25 protein-coding genes and 1 pseudogene are annotated in these 23,842 nt (G+C 72.4%); 17 read left to right on the plus strand and 9 right to left on the minus strand.

Annotated elements, in window-relative coordinates; genetic code table 11:
• Positions 1-20 precede the first annotated feature (20 nt).
• From ACFXAM_RS15885 to ACFXAM_RS15920, 8 genes are all read left to right on the plus strand, one after another.
• Positions 21-1,649, plus strand: a complete 1,629-nt coding sequence (locus ACFXAM_RS15885) for a methylmalonyl-CoA mutase (RefSeq protein WP_380291472.1) — start codon at positions 21-23, stop codon at positions 1,647-1,649.
• A gap of 232 nt (positions 1,650-1,881) precedes the next feature.
• A complete protein-coding gene (locus ACFXAM_RS15890) occupies positions 1,882-3,135 on the plus strand; it encodes an amidohydrolase (protein ID WP_380291474.1) in 1,254 nt (417 codons plus the stop codon).
• 269 nt (positions 3,136-3,404) lie between these two features.
• The gene (locus ACFXAM_RS15895) at positions 3,405-4,469 is read left to right on the plus strand and encodes a BMP family protein (protein ID WP_380291476.1); all 1,065 of its coding nucleotides are present in this window, start codon (positions 3,405-3,407) and stop codon (positions 4,467-4,469) included.
• 213 nt (positions 4,470-4,682) lie between these two features.
• Complete coding sequence (locus ACFXAM_RS15900) at positions 4,683-6,344, plus strand: ABC transporter ATP-binding protein (RefSeq protein ID WP_380291478.1); 1,662 nt, start codon at positions 4,683-4,685, stop codon at positions 6,342-6,344.
• Positions 6,345-6,348: 4 nt separating this feature from the next.
• Complete coding sequence (locus ACFXAM_RS15905; protein ID WP_380291480.1) at positions 6,349-7,536, plus strand: ABC transporter permease; 1,188 nt, start codon at positions 6,349-6,351, stop codon at positions 7,534-7,536.
• Positions 7,533-8,801, plus strand: coding sequence for an ABC transporter permease (locus ACFXAM_RS15910; protein WP_380291482.1), 1,269 nt, complete (start codon positions 7,533-7,535; stop codon positions 8,799-8,801). The genes ACFXAM_RS15905 and ACFXAM_RS15910 overlap by 4 nt, the downstream gene beginning before the upstream one ends.
• A complete protein-coding gene (locus tag ACFXAM_RS15915) occupies positions 8,798-9,196 on the plus strand; it encodes a cytidine deaminase (RefSeq protein ID WP_380291484.1) in 399 nt (132 codons plus the stop codon). Before ACFXAM_RS15910 ends, ACFXAM_RS15915 begins: the two co-directional genes overlap by 4 nt.
• 107 nt (positions 9,197-9,303) lie before the next feature.
• Positions 9,304-10,581 (plus strand): thymidine phosphorylase, encoded by a 1,278-nt coding sequence (locus tag ACFXAM_RS15920; protein WP_380291486.1) that lies wholly within the window; start codon positions 9,304-9,306, stop codon positions 10,579-10,581.
• Between the two features lie 32 nt (positions 10,582-10,613).
• Here ACFXAM_RS15920 and ACFXAM_RS15925 read toward each other — a convergent pair whose 3' ends face one another.
• From ACFXAM_RS15925 to ACFXAM_RS15935, 3 genes are all read right to left on the minus strand, one after another.
• Positions 10,614-10,844: a hypothetical protein gene (locus ACFXAM_RS15925; protein WP_380291488.1), complete on the minus strand. Its 231-nt coding sequence runs from the start codon at positions 10,842-10,844 to the stop codon at positions 10,614-10,616.
• Entirely contained in the window at positions 10,841-11,566 is a 726-nt protein-coding gene (locus ACFXAM_RS15930; RefSeq protein WP_380291490.1) for an alpha/beta fold hydrolase, read from the minus strand. Before ACFXAM_RS15930 ends, ACFXAM_RS15925 begins: the two co-directional genes overlap by 4 nt.
• Positions 11,567-11,690: 124 nt before the next feature.
• Positions 11,691-12,977, minus strand: coding sequence for an MFS transporter (locus tag ACFXAM_RS15935; RefSeq protein ID WP_380291491.1), 1,287 nt, complete (start codon positions 12,975-12,977; stop codon positions 11,691-11,693).
• Between the two features lie 105 nt (positions 12,978-13,082).
• Between ACFXAM_RS15935 and ACFXAM_RS15940 the strand changes: the two genes are divergently transcribed.
• From ACFXAM_RS15940 to ACFXAM_RS15950, 3 genes are all read left to right on the plus strand, one after another.
• Positions 13,083-14,036 carry a LysR family transcriptional regulator gene (locus ACFXAM_RS15940; protein WP_380291493.1) on the plus strand — a complete coding sequence of 318 codons (954 nt, stop codon included), beginning with the start codon at positions 13,083-13,085 and terminating at the stop codon, positions 14,034-14,036.
• Between the two features lie 174 nt (positions 14,037-14,210).
• Positions 14,211-15,359 (plus strand): adenosine deaminase, encoded by a 1,149-nt coding sequence (locus ACFXAM_RS15945; RefSeq protein WP_380291495.1) that lies wholly within the window; start codon positions 14,211-14,213, stop codon positions 15,357-15,359.
• Positions 15,360-15,564: 205 nt separating this feature from the next.
• Complete coding sequence (locus tag ACFXAM_RS15950) at positions 15,565-15,921, plus strand: hypothetical protein (RefSeq protein WP_380291497.1); 357 nt, start codon at positions 15,565-15,567, stop codon at positions 15,919-15,921.
• A 131-nt stretch (positions 15,922-16,052) separates the two neighbouring features.
• On the opposite strand, the gene ACFXAM_RS15955 is transcribed toward ACFXAM_RS15950, so the two are convergent.
• Complete coding sequence (locus ACFXAM_RS15955; RefSeq protein ID WP_350554659.1) at positions 16,053-16,235, minus strand: PspC domain-containing protein; 183 nt, start codon at positions 16,233-16,235, stop codon at positions 16,053-16,055.
• A gap of 227 nt (positions 16,236-16,462) precedes the next feature.
• The gene (locus ACFXAM_RS15960) at positions 16,463-17,386 is read right to left on the minus strand and encodes a zinc-binding alcohol dehydrogenase family protein (protein ID WP_380291499.1); all 924 of its coding nucleotides are present in this window, start codon (positions 17,384-17,386) and stop codon (positions 16,463-16,465) included.
• Positions 17,387-17,479: 93 nt separating this feature from the next.
• Between ACFXAM_RS15960 and ACFXAM_RS15965 the strand changes: the two genes are divergently transcribed.
• A complete protein-coding gene (locus ACFXAM_RS15965) occupies positions 17,480-17,914 on the plus strand; it encodes a MarR family winged helix-turn-helix transcriptional regulator (protein ID WP_380291501.1) in 435 nt (144 codons plus the stop codon).
• Positions 17,915-17,917: 3 nt separating this feature from the next.
• Here the strand turns inward: ACFXAM_RS15965 and ACFXAM_RS15970 are convergent, their stop codons facing one another.
• Positions 17,918-18,751, minus strand: a complete 834-nt coding sequence (locus ACFXAM_RS15970) for a MerR family transcriptional regulator (RefSeq protein WP_380291503.1) — start codon at positions 18,749-18,751, stop codon at positions 17,918-17,920.
• A 122-nt stretch (positions 18,752-18,873) separates the two neighbouring features.
• Here ACFXAM_RS15970 and ACFXAM_RS15975 point away from each other — a divergent pair, with 122 nt between their 5' ends.
• Entirely contained in the window at positions 18,874-19,350 is a 477-nt protein-coding gene (locus ACFXAM_RS15975; protein ID WP_380291505.1) for an Lrp/AsnC family transcriptional regulator, read from the plus strand.
• 20 nt (positions 19,351-19,370) lie between these two features.
• Here the strand turns inward: ACFXAM_RS15975 and ACFXAM_RS15980 are convergent, their stop codons facing one another.
• The gene (locus tag ACFXAM_RS15980; protein WP_380291507.1) at positions 19,371-19,493 is read right to left on the minus strand and encodes a hypothetical protein; all 123 of its coding nucleotides are present in this window, start codon (positions 19,491-19,493) and stop codon (positions 19,371-19,373) included.
• Positions 19,494-19,722: 229 nt separating this feature from the next.
• Complete coding sequence (locus ACFXAM_RS15985) at positions 19,723-20,088, minus strand: ATP-binding protein (RefSeq protein ID WP_380291509.1); 366 nt, start codon at positions 20,086-20,088, stop codon at positions 19,723-19,725.
• A gap of 211 nt (positions 20,089-20,299) precedes the next feature.
• Here ACFXAM_RS15985 and ACFXAM_RS15990 point away from each other — a divergent pair, with 211 nt between their 5' ends.
• From ACFXAM_RS15990 to ACFXAM_RS16000, 3 genes are read left to right on the plus strand one after another with little or no spacing between them, the layout of a single operon-like run.
• Positions 20,300-21,184 carry a helix-turn-helix domain-containing protein gene (locus ACFXAM_RS15990; protein ID WP_380291511.1) on the plus strand — a complete coding sequence of 295 codons (885 nt, stop codon included), beginning with the start codon at positions 20,300-20,302 and terminating at the stop codon, positions 21,182-21,184.
• Between the two features lie 10 nt (positions 21,185-21,194).
• Positions 21,195-21,395, plus strand: a complete 201-nt coding sequence (locus tag ACFXAM_RS15995; RefSeq protein WP_380291513.1) for a DUF397 domain-containing protein — start codon at positions 21,195-21,197, stop codon at positions 21,393-21,395.
• Positions 21,396-21,426: 31 nt separating this feature from the next.
• Complete coding sequence (locus ACFXAM_RS16000) at positions 21,427-21,825, plus strand: hypothetical protein (protein ID WP_380291515.1); 399 nt, start codon at positions 21,427-21,429, stop codon at positions 21,823-21,825.
• A gap of 127 nt (positions 21,826-21,952) precedes the next feature.
• On the opposite strand, the gene ACFXAM_RS16005 is transcribed toward ACFXAM_RS16000, so the two are convergent.
• The gene (locus ACFXAM_RS16005; protein ID WP_380291517.1) at positions 21,953-22,411 is read right to left on the minus strand and encodes a hypothetical protein; all 459 of its coding nucleotides are present in this window, start codon (positions 22,409-22,411) and stop codon (positions 21,953-21,955) included.
• Positions 22,412-22,734: 323 nt separating this feature from the next.
• On the opposite strand from ACFXAM_RS16005, the pseudogene ACFXAM_RS16010 reads away from it, so the two are divergent.
• A pseudogene (locus tag ACFXAM_RS16010) lies at positions 22,735-23,842 on the plus strand (hypothetical protein); the annotation flags it as partial.

Consider the following 23,842-nt stretch of genomic DNA (forward strand, 5'->3'; position numbering starts at 1 on the left):
CCGACCCCGCGGAGGACCCCATGACCGCCGACCCGCCCGCCGGGCCGCCCCCCGGCCCGCGCCGCACCGAGTCCGGCTTCCCGTTCGCGCCGGTGTACGGCCCCGAGGCCCTGGCCGGCCGGACCCCGCAGGAGCGGCTGGGCCGCCCGGGGGAGTACCCGTTCACCCGGGGGATCCACCCGACCATGTACACCGGCCGGCCGTGGACGATGCGCCAGTACGCGGGCTTCGGCACCGCCGCCGAGTCCAACGCCCGCTACCGGCAGCTGATCGCCGGCGGCTCCACCGGCCTCTCGGTCGCCTTCGACCTGCCCACCCAGATGGGCTACGACTCGGACGCCCCGCTCGCCGCCGGCGAGGTCGGCCGGGTCGGCGTGGCGGTCGACAGCGTGGAGGACATGGCCGAGCTGTTCGCGGGCATCCCGCTCGGCGAGGTCTCCACCTCGATGACCATCAACGCCCCGGCCGCCGTGCTGCTGCTCCTCTACCAGCTGGTCGGCGAGGCCCAGGGGGTCGCGCCGGCCGGGCTCACCGGCACGGTGCAGAACGACGTGCTGAAGGAGTACATCGCCCGCGGGACGTACATCTTCCCGCCGCAGCCCTCGCTGCGGCTGGTCGCCGACCTCTTCCGGTACTGCCGGGCCGAGATCCCGCGCTGGAACACCATCTCGATCTCCGGCTACCACATGGCCGAGGCCGGGGCCACGCCTGCGCAGGAGATCGCCTTCACCCTGGCCGACGGCATCGCGTACGTGCGCGCCGCGCTGGCCGCCGGTCTGGCGGTGGACGACTTCGCGCCCCGCCTCTCCTTCTTCTTCGTGGCCCGCGCCACCCTGCTGGAGGAGGTCGCCAAGTTCCGCGCCGCCCGCCGGATCTGGGCCCGGGTGATGCGCGAGGAGTTCGGCGCCCGGGACCCGCGCTCGCAGCGGCTGCGCTTCCACACCCAGACCGCGGGCGTCCAACTGACCGCCCAGCAGCCCGAGGTGAACCTGGTCCGGGTCACGGTGCAGGCGCTCGCGGCGGTGCTCGGCGGCACCCAGTCGCTGCACACCAACTCCTTCGACGAGGCGCTGGCGCTGCCCACCGAGAAGGCCGCCCGGCTCGCCCTGCGCACCCAGCAGGTGCTCGCCCACGAGACCGACGTGACCGCCACCGTCGACCCGTTCGCCGGCTCCTACGCGGTGGAGGCGCTGACCGACGAGGTGGAGGCCGCGGCGCTCGGGCTGATGGCACGGGTCGAGGACCTGGGCGGGGCGGTGGCGGCGATCGAGGCCGGCTACCAGAAGGCGGAGATCGAGCGCAGCGCCTACCGGATCCAGCGGGAGACCGAGGCGGGCACCCGCACCGTGGTCGGGGTCAACCGGTTCCGGCTCGGGCCGGGGGAGTTGGCGGCCGAGGAGCCGTACCGGCCGCTGCGGGTGGACCCGGCGATCGAGGCCCGGCAGGCCGGGCGGCTGGCCCGGCTGAGGGCGGCCCGGGACGGCGCCGCGGTGGGCCGGGCGCTGGACGCGCTGCGCCGGGCCGCCGGGGGGCGGGAGAACGTGCTGTACCCGATGCGCGAGGCGCTGGCCGCGCGGGCCACCGTCGGCGAGGTCTGCGACGCGCTGCGCGAGGTGTGGGGCCGGCACGTCCCGGTCGAACGCTTTTGAGCCAATGTGCGGCGCGCGCGGGGCCCGTGCGGAGCCGTCCGGGAGGCCGTCAACCGGCCGGTGGAGCCTGCCGTGACCTTGATCGTCGATGGTCGTTGCACAGAGCAGGCACCATGGGGAAGGCGGCTGAAACAAGATGTCATACCCACCAACGCGGCCGGTATGCGCCCATCCGGGGACTTCTTTGCGGGAAGTCGGGCCAAATCCCCCCAACAGGCCTACCCTTGTTGAGATGAACCGTCGTGAGTCCGCCCAGTCGGCCGTCACCCTCACCGCTGCCCGCCCCGCCGCCGGTCTCCGCGACCGGGTACGGGAGCTGGAGCCCGAGCTGATCGCCTTCCGGCGGGACCTGCACCGGCACCCGGAGCTGGGCCGCCAGGAGTTCCGAACCACCGGCCTGCTGCGCGACCGCCTGGTCGCCGCAGGCCTCGCCCCCCGGATCCTGCCGGGCGGCACCGGAATGCTCGTCGACATCGTTCCCGAGTCCGCCCCGCGCGGCGCGGAGTTCCTCGCCTTCCGCGCCGACATCGACGCCCTGCCGATCGACGACGCCAAGACCGACGTCCCCTACCGTTCGAGCGTCCCCGGCCGGGCCCACGCCTGCGGCCACGACGTGCACACCTCGGTGGCGCTCGGCACCGCGCTGGTGCTCGCCGGGGCGGCCCGCTCCGGCGAGCTGCGGCGCCCGGTTCGGATGGTCTTCCAGCCCGCCGAGGAGGTCATGCCCGGCGGCGCGCTGGACGTGATCGCGGCCGGCGGGATGGAGGGCGTCGGCCGGATCTTCGCCGTGCACTGCGACCCCAAGGTGGAGGTGGGCCGGATCGGCCTGCGGGTCGGGGCGATCACCTCCGCCTGCGACCGCCTGGTGCTCCACCTGGACGGCCCCGGCGGCCACACCGCGCGCCCGCACCTGACCACCGACCTGGTCACCGCGGTCGCCCGCACCGCCGCCGAGCTGCCGGCCGCGCTGGCCCGCCGGATGGACCCGCGCTGGGGCGTCTCGCTGGTCTGGGGCCGGATCGCCGCGGGCTCCGCGCCCAACGTCATCCCGCAGCACGGGGAACTGGAGGGCACCGTCCGCTGCCTGGAGCTGGCCGGCTGGCGGGAGGCACCGGACCTGCTGCATGAGCTGATCGCCCGGCTCGCCGAGACCTACCGCGCGAAGTGGACGCTCGACTACCACCGGGGCGTGCCGCCGGTGGTCAACGAGGCGGTCTCGGTGGGGCTGCTGGAGGCCGGCATGACCGCGCGCTTCGGCCAGGACGGCGCCGAGGTGGTCGAGGACACCGAGCAGTCGCTCGGCGGGGAGGACTTCTCCTGGTACCTGGAGCACGCCCCCGGCGCGCTCGCCCGGCTCGGGGTGCGGACCCCCGGCGACACCACCGTCCGCGACCTGCACCAGGGCCGCTTCGACGTGGACGAGCGCGCGATCGCGATCGGCGTCGAGCTCTTCACTGCGCTGGCCCTGGAGCCCGGCACGCTCTGACACCGGCACCGCCGCCGACCGGAAGCCGGACACCTGCCGAAGGTGTCCGGTTTCGTCGTCGATGTCCCGATAATTCAGATTCCGTACACGGGGGCGGACCGGCCCAAAGCACCCTTCGCGCAAGGGAAAGGGGCGTCGGGGCGGCCGTCAGACCACGGTTTGATAACAACCCGAATGCTCCGGCGGCCCGTAACACAACCGTGTTCTACGCGCGTTACGGTGGCGTCCGACCACGCTAAATCGGTTGCGTGTGAGAAGGAGAAACTCCCTTGCGCCGTTCCACTAAGCTCGCCGCGGTTGTGCTCTCGGGTTCCCTGGGCATCGCCTCGCTCGCCGCTTGCGGCGCAAAGAGCAACGACACCACCGCCTCCTCCGGCTCGTCCGAGGGCGGCCTGAAGGTCGGCATGGCCTACGACATCGGCGGCCGTGGCGACCAGTCCTTCAACGACTCCGCCGCCCGCGGCCTCGACGAGGCCAAGAGCAAGCTGGGTGTCGCGGTCACCGAGGCCGACGCCAAGACCGGCGAGGCGGAGGCCGACAAGGAGACCCGCCTCAAGAACCTGGTCTCCGCGGGTTACAACCCGATCATCGCGGTCGGCTTCGTCTACCAGCCGGCGGTCAACAAGATCGCCAAGGAGAACCCGAACGTCAAGTTCGCGATCATCGACTCCACCGACGCCGAGCAGCCCTCGAACGTCACCTCGCTGCTCTTCGCCGAGCAGGAGGGCTCCTACCTGGCCGGTGTCGCCGCCGCCAACAAGTCGAAGTCCAAGCACGTCGGCTTCATCGGTGGTGTGCAGTCCGAGCTGATCAAGAAGTTCGAGGCCGGCTACCGGGCGGGCGTCAAGTCCGTCGACCCGCAGATGCCGGTCGAGGTCACCTACCTGACCACCCCGCCGGACTTCACCGGCTTCGCCGCCCCCGACAAGGGCAAGGAAGCCGCGCAGGGCCAGCTCGACAAGGGCGCGGACGTCATCTACACGGCCGCCGGCTCCTCCGGCAACGGCGCCATCGAGGCCGTCGCCAACAAGCAGGGCGCGCTGGCCATCGGCGTCGACTCCGACCAGGCCTCCCAGCCGGCCCTGGCGAAGTACAAGAACAGCATCATGACCTCGATGGTCAAGAACGTCGACAAGGCGGTCTTCTCCTACATCGAGTCGGTCAAGAACGGCCAGCCCTTCACCGGTGTGAAGAACTTCGACCTCAAGGTCGACGGTGTCTCGCTCGCCACCACCGGCGGCAAGATCGACGACATCAAGGGCAAGCTCGACGAGGCCGCCAACGCCATCAAGAGCGGCCAGACCACCATCCCGACCGACCCGTCGAAGCTGTAAGGCTCCCGGGCTCGACCGGACGTCACTGCCGCTGCCGCCTGCCCGGCAACGCCATGATGGACGCAACTCAGGGAGGGGCCCGGAAGGGTGCGCTCAGTGCGTACCCCCCGGGCCCCGTCCCGTCTCTCCCCCCTTCCCGCTTTGGCCCTCCAGCGCAACGACGCGCCTCCAGACCACCAGGAGACCGCCATCACCGCATCCGACCCCGCCCCGATGACGGGCGGTAACCCCAGCGCGGGGACGGCGACACCGGCCGTCGAACTGCGCGGCATCACCAAGCGCTTCCCCGGCGTCGTGGCCAACCACGACATCAACCTCACCGTCCGCACCGGCACCGTGCACGCCCTCATGGGCGAGAACGGCGCCGGGAAGTCGACGCTGATGAAGATCCTCTACGGCATGCAGAAGCCGGACGAGGGCACCATCGCGATCAACGGCGACCTGTGCGAGTTCAACACTCCGGGCGACGCCATCGCGCGCGGCATCGGCATGGTGCACCAGCACTTCATGCTCGCCGACAACCTCACCGTCCTGGAGAACGTCGTCCTCGGCGGCGAGCACCTGTACGGCATCGGGGCCAGGGCCAAGGAGAAGATCGCGCAGCTCTCCGAGCAGTACGGCCTGGGCGTGCGCCCGGACGCACTGGTCGAGGACCTCGGGGTGGCCGACCGCCAGCGCGTCGAGATCCTCAAGGTGCTCTACCGCGGCGCCAAGATCCTCATCCTCGACGAGCCCACGGCCGTGCTCGTCCCGCAGGAGGTCGACGCCCTGTTCGACAACCTGCGGGAGCTGAAGTCCGAGGGCGTCACCGTCATCTTCATCTCGCACAAGCTGCACGAGGTGCTCTCGGTGGCCGACGCGATCAGCGTCATCCGGCGCGGCACCACCGTCGGCGACGCCGACCCGAAGCAGGTCACCGCCCCCCAGCTCGCCGAGCTGATGGTCGGCAGCGAACTGCCCTCCCCGCAGAGCCGCGAGTCGACCGTCACCACCACCGAGATGCTGCGCGTGGACGGCCTGCGGATCGCCAAGACCGACGCCGAGGGCATCGAGCGCGTCGTCCTGGACGACATCTCGCTGCGCATCCACAAGGGCGAGATCCTCGGCATCGCCGGTGTCGAGGGCAACGGCCAGGCCGAACTGGTCGAGGCCGTCATGGGCATGCTCCCGCTGGACGCCGGCAGCGTCACGCTGGACGGCAAGGACCTCTCCGGCACCCTCACCCGGGCCCGCCGCGAGGCCGGCATCGGCTACATCCCCGAGGACCGCCACCGGCACGGCCTGCTGCTGGAGGCCCCGCTCTGGGAGAACCGGATCCTCGGCCACGTCACCGAGCGCCCGAACTCCAACGGCGTGCTGCTCGACCCGGCCGCCGCCCGCAGGGACACCCAGCGGATCGTCGAGGAGTACGACGTCCGCACCCCCGGCATCGAGGTCACCGCGGCCTCCCTCTCCGGCGGCAACCAGCAGAAGCTGATCATCGGCCGCGAGATGAGCCACGACCCCAAGCTGCTGATCGCCGCCCACCCCACCCGCGGTGTGGACGTCGGCGCCCAGGCGCAGATCTGGGAGCACATCAAGAACGCCCAGCGGGCCGGCCTCGCCGTGCTGCTGATCTCCGCCGACCTGGACGAGCTGATCGGCCTCTCCGACACCATCCGGGTGATCTACCGCGGCCGGCTGGTCGCCGACGCCGATCCGGAGACCGTGACCGCCGAGGACCTCGGCACCGCGATGACCGGTGCCGCCAGCGGCCACATCGAGTCCGAGCCGGAGGCGGTCGCCCAGGCGCAGGCCCTCGCGGCCGAGGGCACCGCGGCCGCGCCGTCCGACACCCCCACCGACACCGCCGACGACCAGCAGGCGGGGGAGTAGCCACATGACCAGTCCCAAGCCCGCTCCCGCCGCGCCCGCGGCCGCCGCCAAGGGCGGCCTGGCGCAGCGGTTCAGCGGCGAGAAGATCGTGCTCGCCCTCGCGGCGCCGGTGCTCGCCGTCGTGCTGTCCGTCGTCATCTGCTCGCTGCTGCTGGCGACCTCCGGCAAGAACCCGTTCGACGCCTGGAACGTGATGATCACGTACGGCACCAAGTCGGACGGCCAGGTGGCCATCATCAACCGGTCCACCACGTACTACCTCGCCGCCGCGGCCGCCGCCTTCGGCTTCCGCATGAACCTCTTCAACATCGGTGTCGAGGGCCAGTACAAGCTCGCCGCGCTGTTCGCCGCGTTCGTCGGCAGCCAGGTCGACCTCCCGGCGGTCATCCAGATCCCGCTGCTGCTGCTGACCGCGATGCTGGTCGGTGGCATGTGGGCGGCCGTGGCCGGCCTGCTGAAGGTCTACCGCGGCGTCAGCGAGGTCATCTCGACCATCATGCTGAACTCGATCGCCACCGCGGTGGTCGGTCTGCTGCTCGTCCCCGGCATCTTCGCGCCGGAGAAGGGCACCACCAGCAACTCGATCCAGACCGACCCGATCTCGGAGTCCAGCCGGTTCTTCTCGATCGACACCGACGGCGGCCCGCTCTGGGGCTTCGTCGTCATCGCGGTCCTGGTCGGCGTGGCCTTCCAGTTCACCCTGAACCGCACCCGCTTCGGCTTCGACCTGCGCGCCACCGGCCGCTCGGAGAGCGCGGCCACCGCGTCCGGCGTCAACGTCAAGCGCATGGTGGTCACCTCGATGGTGGTCTCCGGCGCGCTGGCCGGCCTCATCGGCCTGCCGGAGCTGATGCAGAACTCCTACAACTTCGGCCAGAGCTTCCAGGCCGGCCTCGGCTTCCTGGGCATCTCGGTCGCCCTGCTCGGTCGCAACAGCCCGATCGGCATGGTCTTCGCCGCCCTGCTCTTCGCCTTCCTCGACGCCACCGGCTCGCAGCTCCCGCTGCCGCAGAACGGTGAGTTCCCGTTCGAGATCGTCGACGTCATGAAGGGCACCATCGTCATCTGCGTCGTCGTCGCCTACGAGCTGGTCCGCCGCTACGGCCTGAAGCGCCAGCAGCAGAAGGTCGGCGCCGAGCTCGCCGCCCAGGCTGCCGCCGCGGCCGCCCAGAAGAAGGAGGTGTCGGCGTGAGTACGGCCACCGCTGTTCGCGCGAAGACGCCCGGCGGCGCGCCCGCCAAGAAGCGCAAGATGTCCTGGCCGGTGGTGCTGCTGCTGGTCGCGGGCGCCCTCGTCCTGTTCTCCGCCGTCGGCATGATCACCGACAACCACGCGCTGACCTCCTCCGGCCAGATCACCGCGGCGCTGGGCGCGGCGGTCCCGATCGGCATGGCCGGTCTCGGCGGTCTCTGGTCCGAGCGGGCCGGCGTCGTCAACATCGGTCTCGAAGGCATGATGGTCGCCGGCACCTTCGCCGGGGCCTGGGGCGGCTACCTGGTCAACCCCTGGTTCGGCCTGGTGGCCGGCATGCTCGGCGGTGCGCTCGGCGGTCTGCTGCATGCGGTCATCACGGTGACCTTCGGCGTCGACCACATCGTCTCCGGCGTCGGCATCAACCTGCTGATCCCCGGCATCTGCGCGTACGTCAACCGGATCTACTACAAGGACTACATCGCGTTCGGCGCCGGTGCGAACCAGTCCCCGCCGGCCGATCCGCTGCCGTACCTGACCGTGCCCGGCCTGTCCTCCTGGCTGAAGGACATCGAGTCCCACCACTGGTTCCTGGTCTCCGACGTCGCCGGCGTGCTCGGCGGTCTGGTCACCAACCTGTCGGTCGTCGTCATCCTGGCCGGCGTGCTGATCGTCGCCAGCTACTTCGCGCTCTGGCGGACCGTCTTCGGCCTGCGGCTGCGCTCCTGCGGCGAGAACCCGACGGCCGCCGAGTCGCTGGGCGTCAACGTCTACAAGTACAAGTACCTGGCGGTCATCGCCTCGGGCGCCTTCGCGGGCCTCGGCGGCGCGTACCTCTCGCTGGTCGCCGCGCACTTCTACAAGGACGGCCAGACCCTGGGCCGGGGCTTCATCGGCCTCGCCGCGATGATCTTCGGCAACTGGATGCCGGGCGGCCTCGCCGTCGGCGCGGGCCTGTTCGGCTTCACCGACAGCCTCCAGCTGCGCGACCCGGAGTCGGTCCACGTGCTGATCCTGGTGGTCGCCATCGCGATGGTGCTGCTGGCGGCGTGGCACGCGTACCGCCGCAAGCCGACGCCGGCGCTGATCTCCCTGGTGGTCTCCGGCGGCCTGTTCGTCTGGTACTTCACCACCGACGAGGTGCAGCGTCCGCTGATCGTCGCCACGCCGTACGTGATCACCCTGGTGGTGCTCTCGCTGGCCTCGCAGCGGCTGCGGCCGCCGAAGGCCGACGGCCAGATCTACCGCAAGGGGCAGGGCAAGTGACGGCCCCCGCCGAGGTGGTGGACTGGGCCGCGCTGCGGACGGCGGCGCGCGAGGCGATGAGCCACGCGTACGCGCCGTACAGCAGGTTCCCGGTCGGTGCCGCCGCGCTGGTGGACGACGGCCGGGTGGTCACCGGGTGCAACGTGGAGAACGCCTCGTACGGGCTCGGGCTGTGCGCCGAGTGCGGCCTGGTCTCCGCGCTGCACGCGAGCGGCGGCGGCCGGCTGACCGCGTTCACCTGCGTGGACGGTGCCGGGGCGCTGCTGATGCCGTGCGGCCGCTGCCGCCAGCTGCTGTACGAGCACGGCGGGCCCGATCTGCTGATCGAGCTGCCGTCCGGCGTGCGTCCGATGAGTGACGTGCTGCCCGACGCGTTCGGGCCCGAGCGGCTCTAGCACTCGCGTTTGTTACGCGCGTAGAGTGTCGCGAGCGGGGCTTTCCGCCCCTGCCTCGCGACACTCTTCGCTTTTTCCGAAACCCATCCGGGAGCAATGGAGCAACCATGGACGCCATCTCCGTCATCAGGACCAAGCGCGACCGCGGAGAGCTGAGCGACGCTCAGATCGACTGGGTCATCGACGCCTACACCCGCGGCGAGGTCGCCGACGAGCAGATGTCCGCCCTGGCCATGGCGATCCTGCTGAACGGCATGAACCCGCACGAGATCAGCCGCTGGACGGACGCCATGATCCGTTCCGGCGTCCGGATGGACTTCTCCTCGCTGGCGCAGCCCACCAGCGACAAGCACTCCACCGGCGGCGTCGGCGACAAGATCACCCTGCCGCTCGCCCCGCTGGTCGCCGCCTGCGGCGCGGCCGTCCCGCAGCTGTCCGGCCGCGGCCTCGGCCACACCGGCGGCACCCTCGACAAGCTGGAGTCCATCCCCGGCTGGCGCGCCCTGCTCTCCAACGAGGAGATGCTGCAGGTGCTCCGGGACACCGGTGCGGTCATCTGCGCGGCCGGCGACGGCCTCGCCCCGGCCGACAAGAAGCTCTACGCGCTGCGCGACGTCACCGGCACCGTCGAGGCGATCCCGCTGATCGCCTCCTCGATCATGTCCAAGAAGATCGCCGAGGGCACCGGCGCGCTCGTCCTCGACGTGAAGGTCGGCTCCGGCGCCTTCATGAAGAACATCGAGGACGCCCGCGAACTGGCCCGCACCATGGTCGGCCTCGGCACCTCGGCGGGCGTCAACACCGTCGCCCTGCTCACCGGCATGTCCACCCCGCTCGGCCTCACCGCCGGCAACGCGCTGGAGGTCCGCGAGTCGGTCGAGGTGCTGGCCGGCGGCGGCCCGGCCGACGTCGTCGAGCTCACCCTCGCGCTGGCCCGCGAGATGCTGGCCGCCGCGGGCGTGCACGGCAAGGACCCGGCCGACGCGCTGCGCGACGGCTCCGCGATGGACCACTGGCGCCGCATGATCGCCGCCCAGGGCGGCGACGTCGACGCCCCGCTGCCGGTCGCCCGCGAGCAGCACGTCGTTGCGGCCCCCGCCTCCGGTGTCCTCACCACCCTCGACGCCTACGCGGTGGGCGTCTGCGCCTGGCGCCTCGGCGCCGGCCGCGCCCGCAAGGAGGACCCGGTGCAGGCCGGCGCGGGCGTCGAGATGCACGCCAAGCCGGGCGACACCGTGATCGCCGGCCAGCCCCTGCTGACCCTGCACACCGACACCCCCGAGCGCTTCGACTACGCGATCGAGGCCCTCGCCGGCGGCATCGAGGTCGCCCCGGCCGGCACGGTGTTCACCCCGGCCCCGATCGTCCTGGACCGCATCGCCTGACGGTCTTCGGGGGCCTGCTCACGTACGCCGGATCAGGCGTACGTGAGCAGCCCGCCGGTGTCGATCGTCCAGGGGCCGACGGCGACGGTGTGGGCGTTGAGCTGCCGAGCGATGCGGATCACGGCGAGTTCGTGCCTCCTGACCGGCGGCATCAGCATGACGATCTCGCCATCGGCGATCTCGATCTTCCCTGTCCCGGGGATCTGCGGCAGCTGATCGGCGATCTCGCGCAACCGGCCGTACGCAGCAGGATCGGTGCTCATATTCCGGAGTCCAGCGACGGCAGTCGCCGGCCGGGCGTTCCTCGGCCGGCTGCGGTGAGGGTGAGCCTCAGGAACTCCTCGGGGGCCTCGCGGACGAGGTCGTGGCCGGTGGGGAGGGCGTGGACGGTCCAGGCGGGGTCGGTGCGCAGGCGGGCGTACGTCTCCAGGAACGGGGAGTCCGCGAAGTTCTGCGCGTGCAGGTAGACGCGGGGGACGTCCAGGGCGTCGGCGGCGCCGGTGAGGGTGACCGGCTGGAGCAGGCTGGCCAGCGGGTGGACGGTGGCGCGCGGGTCGAGGGCGGGGTTCCGGCCGACCAGGGTGTGGCCGCCGCCCGCTGCGGCGCCGGCCAGGTAGCGCTGCTTCCACACGTCGTTGGCGATCGCGTACGCGGACTCGCCGTCGCGCGGCACGAAGGCGTCCGCGTGGACCAGCCCGGCGATCCGCTCCGGCGCGCGGTCGGCCACCGCGGAGGCGACCATCCCGCCGTAGCTGTGTGCGACCAGCACGGCGTCGGTGACCCGCTCCGACTCCAGCAGCGCCAGCACGTCCTGGACGTGGACGTCCAGGTTGACCCCGCCCACCGCCCCGACGTGCCCCCGCTCGCTCACCCCGGTCAGGGTCAGCGGGTGCGCCTCGTGCCCGGCGGCCCGCAGCCCCTCGGTGAGCGGCCGGTACCACCAGCCGCCGTGCAGCGCGCCGGGGATGAGGATGAAGGTGGCCATGGTGCGTTCCTCCGTTCGCCGTACTGGTGGGACGGGGGGAAGCTACGGCGGATACCTGACAGCGAACGTCAGGTATCCGCCGGAGCCCCGGACCACCGGACCCCCGGGTCGGCGGACCCCCGGGTCAGCGGGTCGTGGGGAGAGCGGCCCGGCGGGTGGCGGTGTGGGCCCGGCGGGTGGCGTAGAGGGTGACGGCGGCGGCGAGGGTCATGGCGGTGAGGCCGATGGTGGCCGCGCCGGGCCAGCCGGTGGCGTGGTAGGCGTCGGCGCCGATGGTGCCGCCGAGGCTGTTGCCCAGGTAGTAGGCGATCAGGTAGAGCGCGGAGGCCTGGGCGCGGCCCTCGGTGGCGGTGCGGCCGACGGCCGAGGAGGCGGTGGCGTGGCCGGCGAAGAAGCCGGCGGTGATCAGCACCAGCCCGAGCAGGGCGAGGACCAGGGAGTCGGCGAGGGAGAGCAGCAGCCCGAGGGCGGTGGTGCCGATCGCGACGTACAGGGCGCCCCGGCGGCCGAGCCGGCCGGCCAGCCGGCCCGCGGCGGCGGAGGTGCCGGTGCCGACCAGGTAGACCACGAAGATCGAGGCGGCGACCGACTCCGGCAGGTGGAAGGGTGCGGCGATCAGCCGGTAGCCGACGGTGTTGTAGACCGCGCCGAACACGGCCATGAACAGCAGCCCCAGCGCGTACAGCCGCAGCAGCAGCGGGTTGCGCAGGTGCCGGCCGACGGTGCGGGCGAGGGCGCGGGCGTCCACCGGGGCAGGGGTGAAGTGCCGGGCGCCGGGGATCAGCAGCCGGAACGCGAGGGTGGCGAGCAGGGCGAGGGCGGCGGAGGCGGCGAGCCCCCAGCGCCAGCCGAGGCCGGCCGCGACCCAGCCGGAGAGCAGCCGTCCGCCCATGCCGCCGATGCTGTTGCCCGCCACGTACAGGCCCATCGCGGAGGCGAGCGCGGAGGGGTGGACCTCCTCGGCGAGGTAGGCCATCGCGGTGGCGGGGAGCCCGGCGAGCACGGCGCCCTGGAGGACCCTGAGCACGACCAGGGTGGTGAGGTCCGGTGCGAACGGCAGGGCGAGCGCGAGGGCGGAGGCGCCGAGCGTGGAGGCCGTCATCACGGCGGTGCGGCCGTACCGGTCGGAGAGCGCGCTGGCGGGGAGCAGGGCGAGGGCGAGGCCGAGGGTGGCGGCGGAGGCCGTCCAGCTGGCCTGGCCGGGGGTGAGGCCGAGGTCGTCGGAGAGGACCGGCAGCAGGCCCTGGGTGGAGTAGAGGAGGACGAAGGTCGCGATGCCGGCCGCGAACAGGGCGAGGTTGGCGCGGCGGAAGGAGCGCTGCCCGGGGCGGTGGCGGTCGTCGCGGTGCGGCATCGGCGGGGTGAGGGCGTCCGGCGTGGGCGCGGACGCCCTGGTACTGGAGGGCTGCATGACGTCGACGTTAGGACGGCCGGGCTGATGCGTCCAATGCATCAACCGTCCATAATCCATGCACGGGCGTATGAGCCGAGCGTGTGGCGATGACAGGAGGCCAGGATGGACACGGGTGCGGAGCCGGTCCGGCTCGCGGAGCTGGGGCCGGAGCTTCCCGCCGTGCAACTCGCGCCGCTGCTGGCGCAGTTCGCCGCGGTGGCCCGGCTGGAGCACGTGACGCAGGCGGCGGCGCTGCTAAGGATGCCGCAGCCGACGCTGTCCCGGGCGGTGGCCCGGCTGGAGGCGGAGCTGGGTGTCGACCTGCTGGCCCGTCAGGGCCGGACGGTCCGGCTGACCCGGGCCGGCCGGCTGCTGCTGGCCTCGGTGGAACGGGCGCTGGCCGAGGTCGAACGCGGCGCCGAGGCGGCGCGCGCGGAGGCCGATCCGGAGACGGGCCGGGTGGCGTTCGGCTTCCTGTACACCATGGGGACGGACGCGGTGCCGGCCCTGCTGCGGGACTTCCGGGCGGCGTACCCGCTGGTGCGGTTCCAGCTGGTGCAGGACTACGTGGGCGCGATGCTGGACCGGCTGCGCGCGGGGGAGCTGGACCTGTGCCTGGTCGCGCCGGTCCCGGACGACGACCCGGCGCTGGCCGCCCGGCGGCTGGACGAGCAGCGGCTGCACCTGGTGGTCCCGGCGGACCACCGGCTGGCCGGGCGGCGCCGGATCCGGCTGGCGGAGGTGGCGGAGGAGCCGTTCGTCGGGCTGGAGCCCGGCTACGGGATGCGGGCGATCACGGACGGCTTCTGTGCGGAGGCCGGGTTCGTGCCGCGGATCGCGTTCGAGGGGGAGGAGACGGAGACGCTGCGCGGGCTGGTGGCGGCGGGGCTGGGGGTGGCGCTGCTGCCTCCGGCGCTGGTGCCGCGGCCGGGGGTGGTCGAGCTGGAGGTGACGGCGCCGCGCACCCGGCGGGCGATCGGGCTGGCGTGGGCGGCGGGGCGGCCGCTGACCCCTCCGGCGGCGGCGTTCCGGGACTTCGTGCTGTCGCGGCGGGGGCGGCTGCTGGCGCACGACTGACGGTCGCGGGCGGGGGCGCGGCCGAAGACCGTCGGCGCGCGGGCCCGGTCCGGCCCGGGGCGTGGGGCGGGGAGGTTGCCCGGATCATCCCTTTGGTGGAATTCCCGGTGGACATTGGACGATTCGCCCCGTGGACGGTGGCCTGTCTACGCGCGTAGGAGCTACACTCCCGCAATGGAGAAGCAGATCCCCGTCACCACCGCGGGCACCGGCCCCCGGATCCCCACCCCCGACCAGATCGCCCGCGCGCCGAAGGTGCTCCTGCACGACCACCTCGACGGCGGCCTGCGCCCCGAGACCGTGGTCGAGCTGGCCGCGGCCGTCGGCTACGAGGGCCTCCCCACCACCGACCCCGAGGAGCTCGGCGCCTGGTTCCGCGAGGCCGCCGACTCCGGCTCGCTGGTCCGCTACCTGGAGACCTTCGCCCACACCTGCGCCGTCATGCAGACCCGCGAAGCCCTGATCAAGGTCGCCGCCGACTGCGCCGAGGACCTCGCCGCCGACGGCGTCGTCTACGCCGAGGTCCGCTACGCCCCCGAGCAGCACCTGGAGCGCGGCCTGACCCTGGACGAGGTCGTCGAGGCCGTCCAGGAGGGCTTCCGGCTCGGCGAGGCCAACGCCCGCGCCGCCGGCCGCCGGATCCGGATCGGCACCCTGATCACCGCGATGCGGCACGCCGCGCGCTCCTCCGAGATCGCCGAGCTGGCCAACCGTCACCGGGACGCCGGCGTCGTCGGCTTCGACATCGCCGGTGCCGAGGCGGGCTTCCCGCCCACCCGCCACCAGGCCGCCTTCGACTACCTCAAGGGCGAGAACAACCACTTCACCATCCACGCGGGCGAGGCCTTCGGCCTGCCGTCGATCTGGGAGGCCCTGCAGTGCTGCGGCGCCGACCGCCTCGGCCACGGCGTGCGGATCGTCGACGACATCACGGTCGAGGACGACGGCACCGTCAAGCTGGGCCGCCTGGCCGCGTACGTGCGCGACAAGCGCATCCCGCTGGAGATGTGCCCGACCTCCAACCTGCAGACCGGTGCGGCCACGTCGTACGCCGAGCACCCGATCGGGCTGCTCAGCCGGCTGAAGTTCCGGGTCACCGTGAACACCGACAACCGGCTGATGAGCGGCACCAGCATGAGCCGCGAGTTCGCGCACCTGGTCGAGGCCTTCGGCTACACGCTGGGGGACCTGGAGTGGTTCACCGTGAACGCGATGAAGTCGGCCTTCCTGCCGTTCGACGAGCGGCTCGCGATGATCAACGACGTGATCAAGCCGGGCTACGCCGAGCTCAAGGCCGAGTGGCTGTTCAGCGCCGGCAGCTGAGCGCGCCCGCTCCGGTCGGATGAACGCCGCGTGCCGCCAAGGGGGTTGGCGTTCATCCGACTTCTCGCTCGGGCGGGTGAATCGCGTTGAACCCCGACCGGTCCCCTCACTACGGTGTGCGCGTCACTGCTGACAGGCCGTGGCGGCGGGCCCGTCGCGTCGGCCGCGCGTGTCGGCCACCGGACGAGGACCCAAGGGGAACCACATGAAGCAGGCCACTCTCAAGGCCGCCGGCACCGCCGCGCTCGGCATCGCGATCGCCGCGGTCGGCGCCGGCGGCGCGTCCGCCGCTCCGGCCGCCGCCGGCGGTCTCGGGCTTCCGACCGGTCTGCTGACCAACCCGGCCGCCACCAGTGCCCTCACCGACGCCGCGGGCAAGCTGCCGGTCGCCGACAAGGTCAGCTCCACCCTCGGCAGCCTCGCCCCCACCGCGGGCCAGCCGGCCGCCCCGCTCGCCGGCGTCACCAGCAACCGGGCCGCCCTGCCGAACGTGCCGGGCCTGGACAAGACCCCGCTCGGCGGGCTGACCCAGACCCTCCCGCTGCCGGGCCTCACCGGCTGACCGGCCCGCCGCCCGCGGCAGGTCCGCAGCACGGCCGGAGGGGCCGCCCGCTCCCGCAGGGGGAGGGGCGGCCCCTCGGCGCTTCCCGGCGCTTCCCGGCGCTTCCCGGTGTCTTCCGTTGCCTTCCGGTGTCACGGCTCCTGGGGCAGCAGCAGCCAGAGCGCCAGGTAGATGAGGAACTGCGGGCCGGGCAGCAGGCAGGAGGCGAGGAAGATCACGCGCATCGTCCACGGCGTGAGCCCGAAGCGCTCGGCGAGCCCGGCGCAGACGCCGGCGATGACGCGGTTGTGGCGGGGGCGGGCGAGGCGGCTCATGGCGAACTCCGTTGCTGTGGTGATGCCGTTGGCCGGTCCCTCCGGCTGGCGTACTTCCATGCTGCGCCGTCGCGGCGCCGAAAGCCTCAGCCCGCAAGCCGATCCCGCCCCCGACGCTGCTCCTGAGCAGGCATGACCGCTCTCAGGGTTCCGCTCAGGGTCGGCCCGGAGATTGCGGGGGTGGTGGGGTGGGAAGTCGGCCGGTCCGACTTCCTGTTCCGGGGTGGTCAGGGGACCAGGACCACCTTGCCGAGGTTGCGGCGCTGCTCGATGAGGGTGTGGGCGCGGGCCGCGTCGGTGAGGGGGAGCTCGGCGTGCACGGCGGTGCGCAAGGTGCCGGCGGCACGGTGGTGCCAGAGGTCGTCGCGCCAGCGGGCGTAGAGATCGGGGCGGCCGGTGGCGATCGCGCGGATCTGGAAGCCGGTCACCGAGGCGCCGCGCAGGAGGAGCTCGTACGCCTCGACGGTGCCGCCGCCGGAGCTGTAGGCGACCAGCCGGCCGCCGGTGGCGAGGGCGCGGACGGCGCTCGGGAGGAGGTCACCGCCGACGCCGTCGAGGATCGCGTCGTACGGGCCGCTCCGGTCGAGGTCCCGGTAGAGCACGACCTCGTCGGCGCCGAGGGAGCGGACGAAGTCGGCCTTGGCGGCGCTGCCGACGGCGGCGACGACGCGGCCCGCGCCGCCGGCCCCGGCGTACTGGAGGGCGAGCGTGCCGACCCCGCTCGCGGCGGCCGTGACCAGGACGGACCCACCCGGTTCGGCGCGTGCCGCCTCGTGGGCGCCGCGTGCGACGAGGCCGCTGCGGACCAGGGCCACGGCCTCGACGGCGGTGGCGTCGTCCGGGACGCGGGAAGCCATCGCGACGGGCAGGACGGCGTACTCGGCGTAGGCGTCGGTGAAGCAGAGCCCGGTGACGCGGTCGCCGGCCGCGAAGCCGCCGGCGCCGGGACCGGTGGCGACGACGCGGCCGGCGATCTCGCCGCCGAGGGGGAGGGGCTCGCGGCTGTCACGGAGCCTGCGGACGGTGGGCAGGGTGACGCCGATCGCCTGCACCCGGACCAGCAGCTCCCCGGTGCGGGCCTCGGGCACCGGCGCCTCCTCGGCGCGCAGCAGCGCGGAAGAGCCGTCGACCTCATGGCGGACGCGCAGCACAGGACCTCCCCGATCCGGCGAATTCATTGGGCAGCCCAACGGTAGGGCGAGAACCGTTGGGATGTCCAATGGAAATCGGAGTAGGCTGGGGACATGACCACGCCCCTCCAGCACATCCAGACCCTGCCGAGCTGGCTCACCGGCCGGGTCGCGGCGCGTGGCCGGGGCCTGGTCGCCGACGCGATCGCGGTGGAGGGGCTGAAGCTCCTCCAGCACGCCGTGCTCGCCGGTGTCGCCGAGTACGGTCCGGTGGCGCAGGCGGAGTTGGGGCGCCGCCTGGCCGTCGACCCCAAGGACATGGTCGGCGCGCTCAACCACCTCCAGCGGTCCGGCTACGTGCTGCGCGCGCCGGACCCGGTCGACCGGCGCAAGAACGCCGTCACCGTCACCGAGGAGGGCGTGGCCGTGCTCGCCCGCTGCGCGGAGCTGGCGGAGGCGGCCAACGCGGAGCTGCTGGCGCCGCTCAACCCGGACGAGCAGCGGCAGTTGATGGCCCTGCTGGAGAGGTTGCGTCAGGTGGAGGCGTAGGCGCTACGCCGTCGTCGGGCGGGGGCGGAAGGGGACGGTGACGTCCGAGGTGTGCTCGTGCGGAGCGGCGGTCTCGAAGTTCGGGTAGTACACCTCCCGGTTGCCGCCGTGGCGCTCGTAACCCTGCTCCTCGACCCAGGCGGCGACGGCGTAGTGGACGGCGGCCACCGTGGCGAAGTCCTTGTGTTCCTTGGTGAGTTCGGTGTACGCCTCGCGGTGGGCGGGGTGGATCCGCACGGAGATCGCGCCGGTCGGCCCGACGGCGTTCAGCGTCGGGGCGCACACCTCCACCAGGCCGTCCGAGTCCTCGCTGACGTGGCCGTGGAAGATGCTGAAGATCGGCCCGGAGAGACACGCGCCGGTCGACCCGAGGTGGGCGACGAGCTGCTCGCCGGCCTCGTTCAGGAAGGGGACGAGGGTGGCTCCCGTGAGGTGCCGCTGGATGCAGAGCACCTGCTGTTCGGGAACGTCGCGTTCGGCGATCCGGTACATGGTCGAAGTCCTTCCGGTGAGTACGGTGCGGGCGTAGCCCACCGCGTACCGGCGGGCCCTGTGCGTGCGTTCCTGCTCGCGCCAGTGGGCGTCGAGCAGGAGCGCGGACTCGTCGCCGTCCGCGTCGAGCACGGCCGCGATCCGGGCCAGTGGCATGCCGACGGCGCGCAACAGCGCGATCCGGCGGGCCCGTTCGACCTGGGCGAGGCCGTAGCGGCGGACCCCGGTGTGCGGGGCGACGTCGGCGGGGGGCAGCAGGCCGCGTTCTCCGTAGAGGCGCAGGGCCTTGGGGCTGAGCCGGGTGAGGGCGGCGAGCTCGCCGATGGTGATCAGGTCCTCGTGCACGGGGGCTACTCTGCGCCTTGTCCCTGGGGCAGGGGCAAGCGAGGATGTCGGCTGGATTGACTGGTGTGACATCTACCGGTCGGGGGGTTGTTCCGCCGTGGAATCACCGGCAACCTGGGCGCATGACCGAGATTCTTGACGCGACGGACTGGGCGATCCTGGCCGAGCTCCAGGAGGACGGGCGGATCGCTTTCACGGAGCTGGCGCGGCGGGTGAACCTGAGCGCGTCGGCGACGACGGAGCGGGTGCGGCGGCTGGAAGCGGCGGGAGTGATCACGGGGTACCGGGCCGAGGTGGACCTGGAGCGCACGGGGTTCCCGGTGACGGCGGTCGTGCGGTTGAAGTACCCGGGGCCGGCGGTGCGGCACGAGCCGCTGCGGCGGTTGCTGGAGGAGCGGTCGGAGATCCTGGAGTGTCTGCGGACCACGGGGGACGACTGCTATGCGCTGAAGATCGCGACCACGTCGATGGGGCATCTGGAGGAGATCGTCGACGAGCTGGCGCAGTTGGGGAGCACCACGACCCATCTGGTCCTGAGCCGCCCCCTCGCACCCCGGGGCCCCGGGGTGCCCCGGTCGGGGGCGGCCGGACAGGAGTAGCAACACTGCTCCCGTTTCGTTCAGCAGTTGTGCTCGTTCTCCTCGGTGTCGTGGACCTTGAGTGCGGTGATGACGCCGGTGACGACGGTGGCGAGGGCGAGGGCGAGGAGGACGGCGAAGGCTGCGCCGATGAGGAAGTCCACGAGGTCCTGAGCCCCTCGCGGAGGAGGGCGAGCAGGTTGAGCAGGGTGGCCACGGAGGTGTCGCCGAAGTCGACGAGGAGTCGCCCGTCGATGGTGCTGCCGCTGACGGCCGCGGAGCCCCACTGGATGCCGAACGGCTTTCCGCGATCGTGGAGTTCGCGGAGCAGGGCGGTCACCTCGGGCTCGCTGTAGGTGCGCAGGATCTTGTCGTGGGGTTCGAGAGGGGCGTTCACGCGGTGGCCTCCAGCTCGAACCAGACCACCTTGCCGTGCTTCGCGGGCTCGGCGCCGAAGCGGTCGGTGAGGGCCTGGACGAGGTGGAGTCCGCGGCCCGAGACCGCGTAGGGGTCGGTGCAGGTGCGCAGTTCGGGCAGGTCCGGGCTGTCGTCGCAGACCGAGACCCGCAGCGTGCGCGGGCAGAGGGCGGCGATGACGTGGGGCGCCTGGGTCCCCGCGTGCTTCCAGGCATTCACAAACAGCTCATGAAGGGCGAGTTCGGCGTCGTGGATGGCGTCCGCGCGCCAGCCGGCCGTGGTGAGGAGGGCTCGCAGCTCGTGGCGGACGACGAACCAGTCGGGCGGGGTGGGGGCACGCATGGGGACCTCCGTGAGGTGGGGAGGAGTGACTCACCGACGGAGGGCCGAACAGTGATTGACGATCCGTCGCGTGATCGGTGCACCACTGAGAGTAGGGTGAAGAGTTAAAACGTTGCAACTAGTGCGACAAGGTTGACCCTTGTGGGTGATGCTTGGCCGGTGGCATCGGGTCGAGCCGATGCGGAACACTCGGGGAGAGGGAAGGAGCGCTGTGGGGCTCAGGGGAGAGATCAGCCAGCGGCAACGCCGCTTCGGCGAGGAGTTGCAGCGCCTGCGGCTGGCGGCGGGCTTGTCTGCACCGGAAGCCGGAGCACTCGTGGGGATGAAGAGTCCGGCCGTCAGCCATACGGAGGCGGGTCGAACAGGCCTCAACCAGGAACGGTTGGGGATCTGGCTCGATGCCTACGGCTGTGAGGACCCGGTCTACCGGGCCAAGCTCGCGGACATGGGGCGGCGGACGGGCAAGGGATGGTGGTCGGAGTTCGCCGACCGGGTGCCGGATCTTGCGCTCGATCTGGCCGAGACCGAGGACAGCGCGGCTCGGATCGACAACTACGAGACGTTCTACGTGCCCGGTCTCCTCCAGGTGTCCGCATATGCCGAAGCGATCTACGAAGACGCTCATCGCGACCGCAAGTTGGACGTGGAAGCCGAGATCGACTTCCGGATCAACCGGCAGCGGATCCTGACCGACCTTCCGCGCCGGGAGTTCCGTTTCGTGATTCACGAAACGGCTCTGCGCCTGCGTTTCCCCGGAGACGCCGTGATGAGAGCGCAGCTGGCGCACCTGCTTGAGGTGTCCGAGCTGCCCAACGTGACCATCCAGGTTCTACCGTTCACGGCACTGAAGAAGCCGCCGCACACAGGCCAATTCCTGCTGTTGGACCCGGGGTCGGCGGACCTCTCCACCATTGTTGTGGATCACCCAAGCCACACCGAGTATCTTGGCGACCGGCACTCGATCGAGACGTACCGCAGAACGTTCAACAAGCTGAGCGATCTTGCGCTGCCTCCGGTCGACACCGGCCAGTCGTCCCTCTCGGCGCGCGACTCGTGGGGGCTCATCCGACATCTTCTCTACCTGCTCCAAGCGTGAAGGGCGCCTGATGCCAGAACTGCGTTGGCAGAAGTCATCGTTCAGCGGATCAAACGCGGGCGGTAGCTGTGTTGAACTTGCCACGGGCGCGGCGGGCCTTCGTCATCTGCGGGAGTCCGATGACCCGCAGAGCGTTCTGGTCATCGAGGTAGCGAAGCTCGATTCCCTCCTGCTGGCCGTCAAGGCCGGCGAGTTCGACCATTTCTCCTGATCAGCAGCCCAGTTCCGGAGGATTTCCACCGATGAACGCCAACGCCTGGCGTATCCGGCTCATCGTTCGCACCACCCAGGTCGGCGTCATCGGCGGGGCGCTCTGGGGCGCCCTGGTCGCGCTCGTCGCCTTCCGCTACACCTCGGTACCCCTCGGGGCCATGGTGGGCCTGCTCTTCGGCACCTTCGTCTCCATACCCACCGGCTCCCTGCTCTCCGCCCTCCCCAAGCGGCTCGCCTTCCACCGCTGGGCCGCCCCCGTCCTCGGCGCCGTCCTCACCGCCTCCGCCGGCTACCTCGTGCTCGCCCGCATCCTCCGTGAGCCGCACGCCCTCCTCCACCTCGGCGTCGCGTTCCTCTTCCTCCTCTCCACCACCCTCACCGCCGCCGCCTTCTTCCTCGCCGTCCGCAGCCTCCGCCGGACCGCCTGACCACGCGCCGCGGCCGGGCACGGACAACCGTCCGGGCCCCGGCACAAGTCGGGGGCGCCCACCTGCAGCGCCACCTGCTGCCGGCGCCGGGAGTCGGCCATCGTGATCAGGCCGTGGCGCGGAGGGCTCAGCCGTGCTGCGGGGGAGCCTGCGGGGCCGGGGCCGGGGCCGGGGCCTGAGGTGCCGGGGGGTACTGGGCGGCCTGCGGCTGGTACGGCGCGGCCGGCGGGTACTGGCCGCCCTGCTGCGGGTACTGGGCGTCGGGCTGGTACGGCGAGGCCGCCGGGGCCGGCGGGGCGGCCGGCGTCTCGGAGCGCGAGACCAGCGCCTTCACCGCGTTGGCTATCAGCGCCACCGGCAGGATGAACGCCTTGAAGAACAGCGTGTACGAGCCGCCCTCGAAGACGAAGGCCAGGTAGTACGCGTAGCCGGTGAAGCCCAGGCCGGCGAGCACGTTGAGGATGCGCCAGCCGATCTTCAGCCCGCCGAGGTTGACGGCGCCGATGACCAGCAGCGCGATGCCGCTGACGGCGAGCAGCACGACGTACCAGGAGAAGAGCGGTTCGGCGTCGAAGTCGAGATTCACGAAGTGTTCCTGTTGTTCCGTGGGACGGGCGGACGCGCGGGGCAGACCGCCGGGGACGAGTGCGCACAGTACTGGAGCCCGCTGACATCCGTCCTCACGATTTCGTCACGGTGTCATCGCCGAATCCGTCCGGCGAACCTCCCTCCCACCCCTTGAAAACCGCTCAGGAAGCGTCCGCGCGTTCGGATATGATGCGCCCGTCGCTGGTGGTTGGGGGGCGAAGCAGCGACCCGGGTGAGAGTCCCGGAGCGGCCCCCCACCTCGGCGAACCGCCTGCTGCCGGGTTCGTCGGGTTCGCCCGCCTTTCTTCCGTGAGGTCCCCCTTGCGTACTCAGCACCGCAGATCCCTCGCCCTCGCCGCCGCCGCCACCCTGGTCTCGGGCGTGGCCCTGACCGCGGCCGCCCCGGGCGCGTCCGCGCTGCCGCGTTCCGGCGGCGCCACCGGGACGGTGCGGCAGGGCCAGGGCACCCCGGGCCCGGCGCTCGGCCCCCAGAACCCGCGCGGCCCGGTGACGGCCACCCTCACCGGCTTCCCCGCCGCCTTCACCGCCGGCGGTCCGGCCGCCGAGTTCACCGCCACCCTGCGCAACTCCGCCGACCACGCCGTCGACGTCACCACCGGCTTCACCGTCGCCAACGTCGACTCCGGCGTCCGCGAGACCCAGCTCAAGCTGGAGTACCAGGCCCCCGGCGGCGGCCCGTGGAAGCCCGCCGCGCTCAGCCCGGGCGCCACCGTCGGCGCCGCCTGGGAGCTCGACACCTTCGCCACCCGGCTGAGCCTGCCCGCCGGCGCCTCCGCGACGTACCGGCTGCGGCTCGCCGTCACCGCCGACGCGCCCGCCGGCCGGGCCACCGCCGGGTTCCGGGCGGTGGTCTCCGACCCGACCCTGCCGCCGGAGAGCCGGATCTCCGAGGCGAACACCCCGCACCAGGAGTTCACCACCGTCGCGGCCGGGCCCACCGGCGCGCCGACGACCGCCCCCGCGCCCGGCGTGCCCTACCTCGGCCTGGACGCGGTGCCCGGCTCCTTCACCGCCGGCGGCGAGGCCAGGCCGTTCCGGCTCACACTCACCAACCGCAGCGGCAAGGACGTCGCCTTCCGGCCCGAACTCACCCTCCGGGGCGCGGGCCTGACCGCCGGGGCGGCCTCGCTGGACTTCCAGACCCCCGACGGCCAGTGGCTCGCGGCCGCCCCCGACGACGGCCGGAGCGCCCCCGGGGCGCTCACCCTGGCGCTGCGCGCACCGGACCGGGACGCCTCCCCGGTCCGGCTGGGCGACGGCGAGTCCCGCACGCTCAACGTCCGGCTGGCGTTCGGTCCGGACGTCCCGGCGGGCGTCGTGTCGGTGCAGTTCGCCGGCAGCAGCCTGCCCCTCGGCGGGGGCGGCGCCGGGGTGCCGGCCACCAGGACCTCGGTCGACGTCACCGTGG

This window comes from Kitasatospora sp. NPDC059462, assembly GCF_042749955.1.
GTDB lineage: Bacteria > Actinomycetota > Actinomycetes > Streptomycetales > Streptomycetaceae > Kitasatospora.

Bases quoted from the DNA above. Each gene is read 5' to 3' on its own strand.
- ACFXAM_RS15885 (WP_380291472.1), top strand. From the start codon at position 21: ATGACCGCCGACCCGCCCGCCGGGCCGCCCCCCGGCCCGCGCCGCACC.
- ACFXAM_RS15890 (WP_380291474.1), top strand. From the start codon at position 1,882: ATGAACCGTCGTGAGTCCGCCCAGTCGGCCGTCACCCTCACCGCTGCC.
- ACFXAM_RS15900 (WP_380291478.1), top strand. From the start codon at position 4,683: ATGACGGGCGGTAACCCCAGCGCGGGGACGGCGACACCGGCCGTCGAA.
- ACFXAM_RS15905 (WP_380291480.1), top strand. From the start codon at position 6,349: ATGACCAGTCCCAAGCCCGCTCCCGCCGCGCCCGCGGCCGCCGCCAAG.
- ACFXAM_RS15920 (WP_380291486.1), top strand. From the start codon at position 9,304: ATGGACGCCATCTCCGTCATCAGGACCAAGCGCGACCGCGGAGAGCTG.
- ACFXAM_RS15925 (WP_380291488.1), bottom strand. From the start codon at position 10,844: ATGAGCACCGATCCTGCTGCGTACGGCCGGTTGCGCGAGATCGCCGAT.
- ACFXAM_RS15930 (WP_380291490.1), bottom strand. From the start codon at position 11,566: ATGGCCACCTTCATCCTCATCCCCGGCGCGCTGCACGGCGGCTGGTGG.
- ACFXAM_RS15935 (WP_380291491.1), bottom strand. From the start codon at position 12,977: ATGCAGCCCTCCAGTACCAGGGCGTCCGCGCCCACGCCGGACGCCCTC.
- ACFXAM_RS15940 (WP_380291493.1), top strand. From the start codon at position 13,083: ATGGACACGGGTGCGGAGCCGGTCCGGCTCGCGGAGCTGGGGCCGGAG.
- ACFXAM_RS15945 (WP_380291495.1), top strand. From the start codon at position 14,211: ATGGAGAAGCAGATCCCCGTCACCACCGCGGGCACCGGCCCCCGGATC.
- ACFXAM_RS15950 (WP_380291497.1), top strand. From the start codon at position 15,565: ATGAAGCAGGCCACTCTCAAGGCCGCCGGCACCGCCGCGCTCGGCATC.
- ACFXAM_RS15955 (WP_350554659.1), bottom strand. From the start codon at position 16,235: ATGAGCCGCCTCGCCCGCCCCCGCCACAACCGCGTCATCGCCGGCGTC.
- ACFXAM_RS15965 (WP_380291501.1), top strand. From the start codon at position 17,480: ATGACCACGCCCCTCCAGCACATCCAGACCCTGCCGAGCTGGCTCACC.
- ACFXAM_RS15975 (WP_380291505.1), top strand. From the start codon at position 18,874: ATGACCGAGATTCTTGACGCGACGGACTGGGCGATCCTGGCCGAGCTC.
- ACFXAM_RS15985 (WP_380291509.1), bottom strand. From the start codon at position 20,088: ATGCGTGCCCCCACCCCGCCCGACTGGTTCGTCGTCCGCCACGAGCTG.
- ACFXAM_RS15995 (WP_380291513.1), top strand. From the start codon at position 21,195: ATGCCAGAACTGCGTTGGCAGAAGTCATCGTTCAGCGGATCAAACGCG.
- ACFXAM_RS16000 (WP_380291515.1), top strand. From the start codon at position 21,427: ATGAACGCCAACGCCTGGCGTATCCGGCTCATCGTTCGCACCACCCAG.